The organism is Edaphobacter sp. FHG110511_03 (assembly GCF_059115365.1).
In genome coordinates this window covers 427,123-440,905 of the sequence record NZ_JBZYWL010000003.1, presented here as the reverse complement: position 1 = coordinate 440,905, position 13,783 = coordinate 427,123, and the positions used below count along the sequence as shown (strand labels likewise).

The 13,783-nt window shown below is 57.5% G+C and carries 11 protein-coding genes; 4 read left to right on the top strand and 7 right to left on the bottom strand.

Translation table 11 applies throughout. The features are described from left to right. Positions 1-76 precede the first annotated feature (76 nt). Together AC5S26_RS15260 and AC5S26_RS15255 are read left to right on the top strand one after the other, a co-directional pair. Positions 77-1,048, top strand: coding sequence for a sugar phosphate isomerase/epimerase family protein (locus AC5S26_RS15260; protein WP_494185764.1), 972 nt, complete (start codon positions 77-79; stop codon positions 1,046-1,048). 25 nt (positions 1,049-1,073) lie between these two features. Continuing rightward, entirely contained in the window at positions 1,074-2,336 is a 1,263-nt protein-coding gene (locus AC5S26_RS15255) for a Gfo/Idh/MocA family protein (protein ID WP_494185763.1), read from the top strand. Positions 2,337-2,345: 9 nt separating this feature from the next. Here AC5S26_RS15255 and AC5S26_RS15250 read toward each other — a convergent pair whose 3' ends face one another. Genes AC5S26_RS15250 through ald form a run of 3 tightly spaced genes read right to left on the bottom strand, consistent with a single transcriptional unit; the run spans position 2,346 to position 7,236 of the window. Continuing rightward, the gene (locus AC5S26_RS15250; protein WP_494185762.1) at positions 2,346-3,725 is read right to left on the bottom strand and encodes a sigma-54-dependent transcriptional regulator; all 1,380 of its coding nucleotides are present in this window, start codon (positions 3,723-3,725) and stop codon (positions 2,346-2,348) included. After that, the gene (locus AC5S26_RS15245; RefSeq protein WP_494185761.1) at positions 3,722-6,103 is read right to left on the bottom strand and encodes a sensor histidine kinase; all 2,382 of its coding nucleotides are present in this window, start codon (positions 6,101-6,103) and stop codon (positions 3,722-3,724) included. The genes AC5S26_RS15250 and AC5S26_RS15245 overlap by 4 nt, the downstream gene beginning before the upstream one ends. Positions 6,104-6,123: 20 nt before the next feature. After that, a complete protein-coding gene (gene ald / locus AC5S26_RS15240) occupies positions 6,124-7,236 on the bottom strand; it encodes an alanine dehydrogenase (RefSeq protein ID WP_494185760.1) in 1,113 nt (370 codons plus the stop codon). 312 nt (positions 7,237-7,548) lie between these two features. On the opposite strand from ald, the gene AC5S26_RS15235 reads away from it, so the two are divergent. Then, positions 7,549-8,613 (top strand): rod shape-determining protein, encoded by a 1,065-nt coding sequence (locus AC5S26_RS15235; RefSeq protein ID WP_494185759.1) that lies wholly within the window; start codon positions 7,549-7,551, stop codon positions 8,611-8,613. 166 nt (positions 8,614-8,779) lie between these two features. On the opposite strand, the gene AC5S26_RS15230 is transcribed toward AC5S26_RS15235, so the two are convergent. From AC5S26_RS15230 to AC5S26_RS15215, 4 genes are all read right to left on the bottom strand, one after another. Next, complete coding sequence (locus tag AC5S26_RS15230) at positions 8,780-9,913, bottom strand: acyltransferase family protein (RefSeq protein ID WP_494185758.1); 1,134 nt, start codon at positions 9,911-9,913, stop codon at positions 8,780-8,782. A 109-nt stretch (positions 9,914-10,022) separates the two neighbouring features. Next, positions 10,023-11,423 (bottom strand): hemolysin family protein, encoded by a 1,401-nt coding sequence (locus AC5S26_RS15225; RefSeq protein WP_494185757.1) that lies wholly within the window; start codon positions 11,421-11,423, stop codon positions 10,023-10,025. Then, a complete protein-coding gene (gene ybeY, locus AC5S26_RS15220) occupies positions 11,420-11,917 on the bottom strand; it encodes an rRNA maturation RNase YbeY (RefSeq protein ID WP_494185756.1) in 498 nt (165 codons plus the stop codon). The genes AC5S26_RS15225 and ybeY overlap by 4 nt, the downstream gene beginning before the upstream one ends. A gap of 93 nt (positions 11,918-12,010) precedes the next feature. After that, positions 12,011-13,051 (bottom strand): PhoH family protein, encoded by a 1,041-nt coding sequence (locus AC5S26_RS15215; RefSeq protein WP_494185755.1) that lies wholly within the window; start codon positions 13,049-13,051, stop codon positions 12,011-12,013. A gap of 415 nt (positions 13,052-13,466) precedes the next feature. On the opposite strand from AC5S26_RS15215, the gene rpsT reads away from it, so the two are divergent. Next, positions 13,467-13,745 carry a 30S ribosomal protein S20 gene (gene rpsT / locus AC5S26_RS15210; protein WP_494185754.1) on the top strand — a complete coding sequence of 93 codons (279 nt, stop codon included), beginning with the start codon at positions 13,467-13,469 and terminating at the stop codon, positions 13,743-13,745. Positions 13,746-13,783: the final 38 nt, after the last annotated feature.

Below are 13,783 nucleotides of genomic sequence, written 5' to 3'. Positions count from 1 at the left end.
GAAAGATTTGGCTTCGTAATCGCTAACGGCAGCATCACATTTCCGCATATACACATCAAGGAAAGGTGGAGAACTGTTGGACTCCGAATCCCTGGCCTCCGGCCTGAAGACCGATCGACGCAGGTTTCTAAAACTCACGACTCAGGCTGCGGCCGCACTCGCTCTTACGCATGAAATCACCGCCCAGCCCACGGCAGCGAAGAAGTATGAGCCCTTCGCTCTGGGCCTACTCATCAAGCCATTCCCCAATCCCGAACAGAAGATAGCTCTCGTCCGCCAGCTCGACATCCCCACCTGCTTCCTCTCGCTAGACGACTACATCGGCAAATTCACGCCCGCCTTAGCAACTACCATGCGCGACGCGCTCGACAAACACCAGATCGTCGCTACCACAGTCGAGGTCGTTCGCCCCCTACCGCTTAAGTGGAACTTCGTGGATGGCCCTTCTACGATTGGCGTTGTTCCGCGGGCCTATCGAGCCGCACGCATCGATGCGCTGAAGCAGGTCTCCGATTTCGCAAAACAGCTCGGTATCGACAAAGTCCAGACCCACTGCGGCTTCATTCCGGAAAACCCGAAGGATGCACTCTACGAGGAAACGGTCCAGGCTATACGGGAGCTAACCCTACACTGTGCCGGTAATGGGCAGAGCTTCCTGATGGAAACCGGTCAGGAGACTCCAACGACCATGTTGCGAGTTATCCGCGACATCAACCATCCTGCCTTAGGCGTGGGCCTTGATACGGCGAACCTGATCCTCTATGGCAAGGCCAACCCTGTCGATGCAGTCAAGATTTTGGGCCCCTATGTGCGCGCCATGCACGCCAAGGATGGCAAGTGGCCGACGAATCCTCTGGAACTCGGTGAAGAAGTCGTCATCGGCAAAGGCGAGGTCGATTTCGCCAAGGTCTTCAGCGGACTTCGCGCGGCCGGTTACAAGGGTGCCGTCAGCATCGAGCGCGAGACCTCCGGACCGCAGCAAGTGGAAGACGTTCGCCAGGAGAAGGTCTATCTGGAGCGCATCCTCGCGCAGCTCAAAAACACCTAATAAAACCTAGAAGGGTCACATCGAAATGGATCGACGCAAGTTCGTACAGGGAGCAGCCACAGCCTACGGCCTGATGTTCGTAAAGCCCGAAACCGCATTCAGCTACGCTGCAAACTCCCGAGTACGCTGGGGTCTTCTGGGATGCGGCCGGCGCGGCACAGCCGTAGCGACCTCGTTCGCGAAGAATGCCGGGGTTGAGATCGTCGCGCTTGCCGATATCTTTCCCGACCAGCTTGCTGCCGGGAAGCAGCACTTCGATGCCATCAATGCCTCTCTCAATCTGCCTGCTATCGATCCCCAACGCACCTTCCACGGCCACGAAGCCTATAAAGCCATCGCGGCCTGCAAGGAGGTCGATGCGGTACAGATCTCTACGCCACCCTTCTTCCATGTTGAGCATCTCGACGCCATAACCGCTGCGGGCAAACACGCCTACTGTGAGAAGCCGGTCGGAGTTGATATTCCACAGACCCGCCGGGCGCTCGACATAGGCCGCCGTGAAGATGGAAAAGTGAGCATGGCCGTCGGCTTCCAGATTCGCTCCGCGCCCCCTTTCGTCGAGCTTGTGCGACGCATTCATGAAGGACAGATCGGAAAGATCGCCCAGATCGCAGCGTTCTACAACTCCCCTCCCGCCGTGATGGTCGATCGCGGCGCACCCTCGTCCGATGAATACCGCCTGCGAAACTGGCTGCTCTACCGCAATCTCTCCGGCGATATGCTGCTGGAGCAGAACATTCATGTCATCGACATCTGCAACTGGGTGATGGGTACGCATCCGATCGCCGCCTATGGCAAGAGCAGCCGCAAAGTGGTTCAAAATCCTGGGAATACCTCCGACAACTATGAGGTGATCTTTACTTACCCCGGAGATATCGAACTCAGCTTCTCCTCAACGCAGTTCAACAAGAATCACTTCTTCGACGTCTCTGAGCGCTTCTTCGGCTCTGAGGGACTCGCCGATGCTCCTTACAGCGGGGCCCTTCAGATTCGCGGGACCCAGCCATGGACCTGGAATTCAGGTACACCAGCGTCTACTGGCCAATTTGCCGCCAATGGAGCCTTCAGCGATAACCTCGCCGAAGCCGACGCGATGAAGGACCGCGACTTCGTCCAGAGCATCGTCACCGGCAAGCTCCAGAATCAGATTGTCGCTGGCGTCGAAACAGCTCGCAGCTGCATCATGGCCCGCAAATCCGCCGAGACGGGACGCACCGTGACATGGCAGGAGATCGAAGCCGACACAGAAGCATATTCGCTCGGCATGAATCTCAATCAGTTTGTCTGATGTCCGAAGCTACTCTTTAACGCTGACTCCGAGCGCTTTCATCTTGCGATAGAGATGGCTTCGCTCCAGCCCCAACCCTTCCGCGGCGCGGCTTACGTTGCCGTGCACTTCATCCAGTTTCTTCAGGATGAACTCACGCTCGTAAGCCTCTCGTGCCTCCACCAGGCTCGAGAACTCCTCCGTCTTCGTATTGATTCTTCCTGACTCCGTCAGCTTCGGCCCGCGATAGACCAGCATCGGCAGATGCTTCTTCTCAATGCGTTGCACCTTCGGGTTCAGAATCAGCACTCGCTCAACCAGGTTGCGAAGCTCACGTACATTGCCCGGCCAGTGGTATTGTCGAAGAGCCGTCAGGGCCTCTTCGGCCATCTCCATGTGCGGCCGCCCATAGCGTGGGCCAAACTCTTCGAGAAATTCCTTCACCAGCAGCGGAATATCTTCCTTCCGATCACGCAAGGGTGGAACATAAAACGGAATTACGTTCAGGCGGTAAAACAGGTCTTCGCGAAAGTTACCGCGAGCGATCTCCTCTTCGAGATCCTTATTCGTCGCGGCAATCACACGTACATCTACGTGCACAGGATGCGACGCGCCCACCGGAAGAAATCTTTGCTCATCGAGAGCACGCAGTACCTTGGCCTGCGTCTTCAGGCTCATGTCGCCCACCTCGTCCAGGAACAACGTCCCTCCATCGGCACGTTCGAAGGTGCCGCGCTTCTCCGGCGGCCCGCCTTGAACTGCCCCATGTCGATAGCCGAACAATTCGCTCTCGATATAGTCCTCGGGAATAGCCGCACAATTCAGCTCTACAAAGGGTCGCTCTTTCCGCAGGCTTGCGGAATGCATTGCCCTTCCAATCAGTTCTTTGCCCGTACCGCTCTCGCCAAAGATAAGCACTCGTCCATTCGTCGGCGCCATCAACTGAATCTGCTGGCGTAGCGCCTTCATCGCCACGCTTTGACCAGTTACGTTTCCCCTTGTCGAAAGCTGCCGCGCGAACTCTGCATTATCCTCACGCATCTGTCGCGCTCGCATCGCATTTTTGACGACAATCAGCGTGCGGTCGAGTGACAGCGGCTTTTCCAGAAAGTCGTACGCGCCCAGCTTAGTCGCACGCACAGCAGCCTCGATCGTGCCGTGACCGCTAATGATCACCACCTCCGGAATATTTGCATTCTCAATCCGGCGGATCTCACCCAGTGTCTCCAGCCCATCCCGGTCCGGAAGCCAGATGTCCAGGAGCACCACATCGTAGTCAGCGTCGCGCACCAACTCCAGCGCCTCAGCGGCGGTCGCACTCGTGGTTACGAGGTAGCCCTCTTCGCGCAGAATTCCCTCGAGCGATTCGCGGATCTCTCCCTCGTCGTCGACGATCAGTACATGATTCAAGCCGTCACCCCTCCATTCATATTGACCGCCGGGGAAGCCTCCGGTTCACCGTCCACCACGGTTACGGCGCGCAGTTCGAGAATGAACTTTGCTCCTGCCGGGACATTCTTCTCCGCGCGAATCGTTCCCTGGTGTTCCTGAATGATCTTCGCCGCAATCGCCAGCCCCAGCCCCGTGCCGCGCTGTTTAGTAGAAAAATAGGGCAGGAACAATCTCTCCCGCATCTCGTCTGTCAGACCGGAGCCGGTATCCGCGATGGTCAACTCCACCATGCCTGTTTCCAATAGGCTCGTCGTAATCCTGAGCTCTCGCAACAAGCTCGACTGCATTGCCTCGGCCGCATTGTCGATCAGATTGCCAAGGGCGCGCTTCAAAGCCTCAGGGTCGGCCATCACCAGCGGAAGCCCCTTGCTCATCCGTTTGACGACGGTGATCGCCTGCATGCGTCCTGCAAACATCGCCAACGAGTTCTCTACGATGGTGTTCAGGTCCGCAGGCCGTGGCTGGGCAGTCGGAAACTCCGCCAGCGCAGAGAACTGGTCGACAAGCGAGCGCATGCTTTCTACAGAGCTCGAAATTACCTCGCTGCATCTCCGAATCACTCCTGGAGAGGGCGAATCGAGCTGATGAAAGCGCAGCGTCTCCGCCAGCCGGTCGATATGCCTGCGAATCTGCTCCGCACTCAGGCCAATCGGCGTCAACGGATTCTTAATCTCATGCGCTACCCGTCGTGCCACTTCCTTCCACGCCGACTGCTTCTGCGCCCGTAGAAGCTCCGTCGCATCCTCAAGCACGATCACATATCCCCTGTGCTCACGTCGCATCCGTTCATTCCCTATAGGGGTCTCGAGCAAGGCTACCGTTGCAAGAAGGTTGCGCGGGGCTCCAAACCCTTCTTCCCTTGGAACCGCCATCTCGATTTCGCTCGAGGCAGAACCCATCCGGTGACTTCGCTTGACCAGACGGTCCAGTACTTCCGCCACATCGACAGGGAAGACCTCTTCCATCGCCAGTCCCAAAAACGGCCGCTGCCCTCCCGGATCGATCATCTCGCTCAGTGCCCGGTTCGTCAGGATGATTCGCCGGTCGGCGTCCAGGGTAGCTACTCCGTTCGGAATGGTCTCGAGCATCGTCTCAAGCTCGCCCCTGCGCGCCTCGAGCGCCGCATTCGCCGCACTTAGCTGGATCGTGGACTCCTCCACCGCCCTGCGGCTTCCTTCAAGATCGGCGGCCATGTGGTTGAAGCTCCGCACCAGCTCCCCTAACTCCTGGGTGGCGCTCTCCTTCACGCGATGCGCATAGTCTCCAGCCGCTATCGCGGCCATGGCATCTGCCAGCGATTCCACTGGCTTCGTCACCTGCTTGGACAGGTGGAGCGCCAGCCAGCTTGAGGAAAATAGTGCCAGGCTTGTCATCATCAACAGCAAAAGCATGTAGAGATTCCGCAGTTGACGCCTGCTGCGGAAGAGCGCCCAGTAAGTATCGGCCGCAGCACGAAGACTGCTCATCGTATCCGCCATCCCATGCGGCATCGGCAGTCCCACCACTACGACGACTCCCTCTTTCGCTGTCGCCGTGCCTAGAGCGTAATCCATATCCCCTAAGCTGAAAGCGGGGGCATCGCTCCGTCGCGCTGCCGCGAGAATCGCATCATTCTTCGAACCACCCACTGCATCGGCAACAATATCGGAACTCCGCTTCGCATTCTTCCCGAGGCTACCTCTCTCCGGAACCCACGGCTTTACGCGAGCCTCAGCTCCATCTCCTTCAGGAACCTGAAACGACGCCACAAATCGTTGATCGCGATAGACCACCACAAATCCGCTCTGCAGGGTAATCTCGTGCCGGCGCAGAATGGTCTGCACTTCGCTCGAGTACTTCGACGCCAATTGCTGCCCGCCGGGATCTGGCAGAGTCGTAACAATGGACTCCGCCTCCGCTCTGGCGTTCGCCGTCGTGTACCGTGCGAGTTCGAATGCCATATTCGTGCTCGCGTCCCGCATCTCCGTCACCGGCTGCGAAAACCAGCGTTCGACCGCGCGATTCAAAAGCAGATAGCTGAACGCGAACATGAACGAGATAGGAAGCAGGCTCACCAGCACTGCTCCCCACAACATCCGCGTACGCAGCCTTGTCCCCATCACACGGCTACGCTGGTCTGCATACAACTTCAATACATTGCGGACCAGCATAACCAGCACGGCGACGAAGAGCAGAAACGCCACAATCGACAGACCGGTGTAGATAAAGATCTGCCCCGTCGTCTCGGGATCGAGGAATCGCTTATTGAACGCATTCAGAGCTGCCAGGGCTGCCAGCAACACAAGCAGGCAGGTTCCCAGCGCGATGCTCAGCACCTTCCGCTTGTTATCGTTCATCGATACCTCCGCTCAAACAGTCAGACCAGCTCTGCTACTTTCTTCCACTCCCGTTTTTGTGCGGCCGCGACTGCCTCGTAGGTCAGCATGCCATCATAGGTGTTCACGCCCTCCGCAATCCCCTTGTCCTCTTGAATTGCGGCCTTTGCGCCCATTTTCGCAAGCTTCATCACATAAGGAAAAGTCGCGTTCGTCAGAGCCAGTGTGGACGTGTTCGGAACGGCAGCAGGCATGTTTGTCACGCAATAATGCACTACGCCATTCACTTCATACGAGGGGTCGCTGTGCGTTGTGGGGTGCGCGGTCTCAATGCAGCCTCCCTGGTCGATCGCAACATCCACAATCACGGCGCCCTTCTTCATCTTCGCGACCATAGCTTTGGTCACAATCTTGGGAGCCGCTGCTCCTGGAATCAATACGCCGCCAATCAACAGGTCGGCCTCGCACGCTGCGCGGCTGATGTTATAGCTGTTTGATGCCATCGTGAAGACCCGCCCATTGAAGATATCGTCCAGTTCCCGCAGGCGGTTCAGGTTCAGGTCTATCAGCGTGACCTTCGCCCCCATCCCCAGAGCGATCTTGGCGGCATTTGTGCCTACAATTCCTCCTCCGATGATGCAAACGGACGCCGGGGGGACCCCCGGAACCCCGCCGAGCAGCAGGCCGCGGCCGCCATGTTCCTTGGTCAGATACTCCGCGCCCACCTGCACACTCAACCGGCCTGCGACCTCGCTCATCGGGGTCAGCAGGGGTAGCGTGCCGGCACGATCCCGGACAGTCTCATAGGCGATCCCGGTAACCTTCTTCTCCAGAAGAGCATTGGTCAACTCCTCCAGCGGAGCAAGGTGGAGGTACGTAAACAACACCAACCCCTCCCGGAAGTGCCTGTACTCCTTTTCAATCGGCTCCTTTACCTTCACCACCATATCGGCCAGGCGCCAGACATCATACGCGGAACCCACAATCTCCGCTCCCGCATCCTGATACTCGTCATCCGGCATCGCGGAGAGCGCCCCTGCGTCATGCTCCACCAGAACTTTATGTCCTGCCTCCACTAGCGCCTTCACTCCAGCCGGGGTCACACCCACACGGCTTTCGTGATCTTTCACTTCCTTTGGTACACCGATCACCATGATTGTCTATCGCTCCAATTTGATTGTATCCACGCCCGCTGCAAACGGGTGCCTTAGGCAGCGGCTATACTACCCGCAATGATCTCCCGTGCGCCCCATTTTGCTTCTTCGAAAACGACTTCAGACTTCGGAAACAGCGAACCCATTTTGGGGAAGAGTTGAAGGTTTGAGCCAGGAGCAGGCCTGCGGGCGAGTCAAAGCACCCACTTATCCCAAAATGAACTTGCACCATGCGAGTCACGGCGCAAACCGCTTGATTCTGGCCGTACAATAGCCGTAATCACCGTTCCACCAGGAAGCCACTCAGCCCAAATGTCTTCGAACTCCTTCCAGACCCGGTACTCCCGCATTCATAACATGCGGTCTCTCTTCAGCCTCTTTTCCAGCGATTTAGCCATCGATCTCGGAACCGCCAATACCCTCGTCTTCGCCCATAACAAGGGAATCATCGTCAACGAGCCCTCCATCATCGCCGTCAACAAGGTGACCAATGAGGTCGAAGCCGTCGGTAAAGAGGCCAAGGAGATGCTCGGCCGCACTCCAGGAAACATCGTCGCTATCAAGCCCATGAAAGACGGCGTCATCGCCGACTTCCGCCACACCGAGAAGATGCTGAACTACTTCATCCAGAAGGCGCACAACCGCAAGATGATGGTGCATCCCCGTATCGTCATCGGCGTGCCCTCTGAGATCACCCAAGTAGAAAAGCGCGCGGTCATGGACTCCGCCTATCGCGCCAAGGCCTCAGAAGTCCACCTCGTTGAGCAGGCCATGGTCGCCGCCATCGGCGCAGGCCTTCCCATCACCGAGCCCGGCGGAAACATGGTCGTGGACATCGGCGGTGGTACTACCGACATCGCAGTCATCTCGCTTGCAGGCATCGTCTACTCGCGCTCGGTCCGAATGGCCGGTAACCAGATGGACGAAGCCGTCATCACCTACCTCAAGCGTAAATACAACCTGCTCATCGGTGAGCGCACCGGCGAGCAGATCAAGATGCAGCTCGGCTCCGCCTACCCGCTCGATAAGCCGCTCTCGATGGAGGTCAAGGGCCGCAATCTTATCGAAGGCGTCCCCAAGACGATCACGATCGACGACTCCGAGATTCGTGAGGCGCTCTCCGAATCCATCTCTACCATCATCAATGCCATCCGCGTCGCGCTCGAACGTACCCCGCCCGAGCTCTCTGCCGACATCTCGGACCGCGGCATCGTCCTTACGGGAGGGGGCGCTCTGATCAAGAACCTCGACAAGCGAATCCGCGAAGAGACCGGGCTTCCTGTTTCAATCGCCGACGATCCGCTGGCCTCGGTCGTTCTGGGAACCGGAAAGATGCTCTCGGACTTCAATCTCCTGCGCAAGATCTCCATCGACTGATCCCAATCGGAATCAGTTGTGCTTCGTTGCGGTGCAGATTAAAGGCACTTCCAGGTAAATCTATTCAATCTCTGAGGACCGGATCTTCACTCATCCTGTGAAGATCCGGTCCTGAGTTTGCCGGGCATCATGGCTGACTCCCTCTAAATTCATAATCGCTTCACGCTTACGAGATTACTTTGACGTTCGGGGTTGGCCTCGCTGGTGCGCCATTTCCGCGTAAAAGTTTCTTGCGAAGGAATGTGCGCGCACGGCCATCATAGAACTTATCGAGAAGCAGGGCTGCCGTGATCGCAAGCAGCATGCATGCGATTCCGGTCCACGGCGCGAAGAGCGCCGGCTCGCGATGCGAGACCCGGCGTACGGCCTCTGCAAAAAAATCAGCGATGGGGACATGCAGCACATAGATCGCATACGATGCGGTCCCCAGCCACTCGCAGCTTCTCATAAACCAGGGACCGGGTTGAGACCAGGCACCGGCCAAAACCAGTATGGGAAAGAGAATGAACGTGGCCGCGAGATCATAAAGCGCCGTGAAGCGAGGGTAAACGGGAACAGCGAGGGCGATAAGAAGAAGGATGGCAATCAGCAGCGGAGGAACACGCATTCGCCCTCTCCCGGATTTCCATACCCGCAGCAGGGAGATACCAACGGTGTACGAAAAAAGCACGCGCGCAAAGCCATATAAAAATTCCGACCGATTTACCCCGAAGCCAATCGACCCATACCTTAGACACGAATAGATGAGGGCGGCTCCGGTAACACAAAGTGTTCCTGCCAGAAACTTCCAACTCCTTCTTCTCAAGAGAAGCGCATGGAAGACGTTGGCCATGATCTCGAAAAAGAGGGACCACGCAGGTTTGTTGTAGGGATAGATCGTCGCTTCGCCTGTTTGCTGCTTCAGCCCGAACGCTGGCACCATCAGCAGACTGGCCACAAGGGTCAGGAACGTTGTCGTCGCAGAGACCTGGTGACGACCGAACACGCTCTGCAACACACTGAATGCAAACCCCAGGACCAGTCCGGCAAAATAGAGGGGGTAAAGACGAATGACTCGGACCAGGAAAAAGGAGCCGCTCGACCAGCCGAGATCAAGTTTGTCCTGATAGGCGAATGCCAGAACAAATCCACTGAGAACGAAAAAGAAATCGACCGCCAGATACCCGTGAGGGAAGACACTTACCCCAAGCAATCCAGAGCCGGATAGACCGAAGTGAAAGGCCATCACCGCGACGGCGGCAACTCCTCGCAGGATATCCAGGGTATGAAATACATGTGGCTTCCCTGCACTTTTGGTCATCTTGTAAATATCCTCGGCCCGATTACCTGCCCACTATGACGATACTATCAAGCGCCGTTCGTTCTGCCGGATCGTCAGGACTCTGGTCATTTCAGGAAATGCTAAAGCCTCATGCCGTAACTGTTGATGAATTCGCAACATTGCCGCCCAGGCTTACTCGCAAACGATCGACCCTCCGGTCGGTCGAGGCCAGCACCTGCATGCGCAACCCATCCTCCTGCACAACCTCTCCGGGCGCTGGAATTCTTCCCGCCATCTCCGAAACAAGTCCACCCAGTGTCGTCGACTCGTATGGCTCCGCAAGAAGCGGAAGTTCTCGCTCCTCCTCTCGTGCTTCAAGAGCCTCCTTTGGAGTTTCACCGTCTTCCGCAGGCCGCGAAGACGCTCGCTCCAGCTGATCGGCAAATAACTCTCGCAGCCGTGAGACTTCGAAGCTGCCCGGCACAACAAAAGATCCATCCGGCTCTCTCACCGGAGCCTCATCCGGCTCTGGTTCATCGTGCTCATCCGCGATATCCCCTACGATTGTTTCCAGCAGATCTTCGATCGTCACCAGGCCCGCGACACCGCCATATTCGTCGATCACCAGCCGCATGTGCTGCTTCTCGCGCTGCATCTCGCGCAAAAGTTCGGCTACCATCTTCGTCTCCGGCACGAAGGCGGCGGGCCGCTGGATCTGCGCCACCGTTCGCGTGCCTGCCTCGATATCCAGAACCTTCAGCAGATCGTGAGCAAACGCAATTCCAGTCACATGATCCAAAGAGCCGGCGTACACGGGAACCCGTGAAAACGCATGTTCATTAATCTCGGCGGTAAACTCCCTTAGGGTCAGCGTGCCAGGAACCGCAAAGATCTCAGGACGCGGCGTCATGATTTCGCGCACCACCCTGTCGCCAAACTCCAAGACCGAACGCATCAGCTCGCGGTCCGATTCTTCCAGGATGCCCTCTTCCTCACCGGCCTCCAGCAGGGCCTCCATCGCCTCCGACGGGTGCTCCTCTTCGGTTTCATCCTCTGGCTCGGCGAGTGCCGCGATCGAGAGCAGGAGCTGCAACACGATCGTGACAGGAAGAATCAGATAAAAAAACAATTGCAACAACAGCTTGATCCGTCGAACCCAAAGTCCGCGCGTGCGCGCAAAGAGAATCTGCGGAATCAGCCGATCGAAGACAAGGATGAGCAGGATCAACTCCGCCACGGCTCGCGCCACTGCGCCGCCGCTCGGAGTCTCAACCATGCCGCTGGTCACCTGGTACAGATGAAGCCCCCAGAACAACGACATTGCCGCGAGCGACAATTGGCGAAGCACAGAGGCAGAGAGTGCGATGGATTCGCGACCCAGTCGCAGCCGCGGCTCGATCAGCTCTTCCCAGCTGTCGATATTGTCCTGGTACTCCCGGGCGAGAAACTTGCCCATCTCCGAGTAGACGCGATCAACGTATGAGGCCAGCGCAAGGACCACCAGCAGCACCATCAGCATGACGCCGTAAACCAGGTTTATCCAGTTCATCGGTTGCGTCTCCCTGCAGTGGTCGTTCTCCGCGCAGCGAACTGAGATTGCGAGACTCGCTCGATCAGAGTGGTCGGAAGTCTCAGCTCCCGTCGCAGCTCAGATTCCCGCTTTGCCATCTCTCCCGAATCGACCTCATGGTCCATCCCTGCCAGATGCAGCAGGCCATGCAACAGCAGAATGCGAACTTCCGCCCCCAGCGAGTGCCCAAAACTTTCTGCCTGCTGCGCGGCAGTCTCGAGTGAGATTGCCAGATCGCCCGCATGTTCGCCAGCAATCTCCTCGGGCGCCGGAAAACTCAAAACATCCGTCGCCTTGTTCTTGCCGCGGAAGGTGCGATTCAGCCGCCGGATCTCCACATCCGAGGTCAACAGCACCTCCACGTCTCCTTCAAGGCCAACCGCCTCCCGCGCACGGCGAAGGAAGCGCACAAGGCCGGGCTTGGCCAGCGCCGTTGAGTTGGATCGTGTACTTGGAGGCTCGATGGTAATCATCGCTCGATGGTTAGCGGACAAAGTGCGGCGTCAGCAGGGAGAAAGTACGTAACCTCCATACTCATCCCTGCTGACGATAGTATCTCACTGCGATTACTGCGGTTTAGCTGCACGCTTGTTCTTGTCGCCTGCCATCCCCGATTCCGAAAGCACCGATTCGCCCATCGATAGCGGAAGCTCCTGCTGCGAGCGGCCATAGCTGTCGTAGGCCCTCACGATTCGCTGCACCAGGTGATGCCGCACAACATCCGTGTCCTCGAAATGACAGAACCGAATGCCCTCGACGCCATCGAGCACATGCAATGCCTCCAACAGACCGGACTTCTTCGGATTCGGAAGATCGGTCTGCGTCAGGTCTCCTGTAATGACGGCCTTTGAGTTGTTGCCCAGACGCGTGACGAACATCTTCATCTGCTCCGTCGTCGTATTCTGCGCCTCATCCATAATGACGAACGCGTCGTTCAAGGTTCGCCCGCGCATAAAAGCCAGGGGCGCGACTTCGATGACGTTCGTCTCCAGCATCTTGTCCACCTTCGGCGGATCAAGAAGATCGTAGAGTGCGTCGTAGAGCGGACGAAGATACGGATCGACCTTCTCCTGCAAAGAACCGGGCAGAAAGCCTAGTCGTTCGCCGGCCTCCACCGCCGGGCGAACCAGGATGATCCTACTGACTTTTTTGGCCAGCAGCGCCGAGACCGCCATCGCCACCGCCAAGTAAGTCTTTCCCGTGCCCGCCGGTCCTACCCCAAACACCATGTCGTTCTGCTCGATCGCCTCGACATAGCGACTCTGATTGATGGACCGCGGCTGCACCATTCGCTTCACGCCAGCCGAACGCTGTTTTCCTGAATCCATCAGCAACTTCAGTGTCGCCGCCGGATCGGCGACGATCATCTTGAGCATTCCGCGCAACTCTCCGTTGTGCAGATTCACTCCTGCCTTTCGCAAAGCCTCAAAATCCGCAAAAACACGATCTACCCGGGCAACGCTGTCGGCGTTGCCGGTTACGTGAATCGCGTCCGACCTGAGGTCAATCGTCACGTGCAGCCCATCTTCCAGCAGGCGTAGGTTTTCGTCGTGGGTTCCGTAGAGGGTTTCGATACCTGGGGTGATCTCAATGGTTTGTTTGATCAAGTGGGGCTCTGACCTCCGTCAGGGACAGCTGGGGTTTTATCTTCTTGATTGGATACACAGGATGTGGGCGAGGTTGCGAGACGGCGAAAACGCACAAAATGGACTGTCCACTGAGGCGCTGCGACCGGGTTGGCGAAAGTTGCCAATCGTGTGCCGAAGATGGGCACAGACTAGCCCCGCTGGACCCGCCAGTCAAGGCCGCTGCTCAAGGAAAATGAATCTAAAGGAGTAACTGGCCACAGGAGCACTGTCCGTCGGTCTCTTGAAAAGGGAGATTCCCGGTTCTTCTTGACCCTCTACCCCATTTTCTCTACACTTAGAGTTTGCAGGGGATCGGTCAGGCTGTGTTTCCGGCCAGCCTGAGGCCTGCATCCCAAATTTCCCCCGACATGTTCTGGGTAGAAGAGAGTTCAGAATGGCAAATCATGTTTCCTCGCTGAAGCGCACACGTCAGACAGAGACCAAGACCGCGGTGAACCGCGCTAACAAGAGCAAGCTCCGCGGAACCCTGCGTTCGTTGCGCGAGGCCATCGCCAAAGGCGACGCCAAGACTCTGGGTGCCGCCTACAGCGCCACCGTCTCGGTGCTCGACAAGAGCGTCCAAAAGGGAATCATCCACAAGAACACCGCCAGCCGTTACAAGGCGCGTCTCAATGCCCGTGTAAAGGCTGTGGTCGCCCCCAAGGCTGCCTAAGAGGCTCTACCGCGTTACTCAAAATCTTTTGATTCAGG

Excerpts from the sequence above, each read along its gene's own strand:
- AC5S26_RS15245 (WP_494185761.1), bottom strand. The coding sequence starts at position 6,103 with ATGAACGATAACAAGCGGAAGGTGCTGAGCATCGCGCTGGGAACCTGC.
- ald (WP_494185760.1), bottom strand. The coding sequence starts at position 7,236 with ATGGTGATCGGTGTACCAAAGGAAGTGAAAGATCACGAAAGCCGTGTG.
- AC5S26_RS15230 (WP_494185758.1), bottom strand. The coding sequence starts at position 9,913 with ATGACCAAAAGTGCAGGGAAGCCACATGTATTTCATACCCTGGATATC.
- ybeY (WP_494185756.1), bottom strand. The coding sequence starts at position 11,917 with ATGATTACCATCGAGCCTCCAAGTACACGATCCAACTCAACGGCGCTG.
- AC5S26_RS15225 (WP_494185757.1), bottom strand. The coding sequence starts at position 11,423 with ATGAACTGGATAAACCTGGTTTACGGCGTCATGCTGATGGTGCTGCTG.
- AC5S26_RS15255 (WP_494185763.1), top strand. The coding sequence starts at position 1,074 with ATGGATCGACGCAAGTTCGTACAGGGAGCAGCCACAGCCTACGGCCTG.
- AC5S26_RS15235 (WP_494185759.1), top strand. The coding sequence starts at position 7,549 with ATGTCTTCGAACTCCTTCCAGACCCGGTACTCCCGCATTCATAACATG.
- rpsT (WP_494185754.1), top strand. The coding sequence starts at position 13,467 with ATGGCAAATCATGTTTCCTCGCTGAAGCGCACACGTCAGACAGAGACC.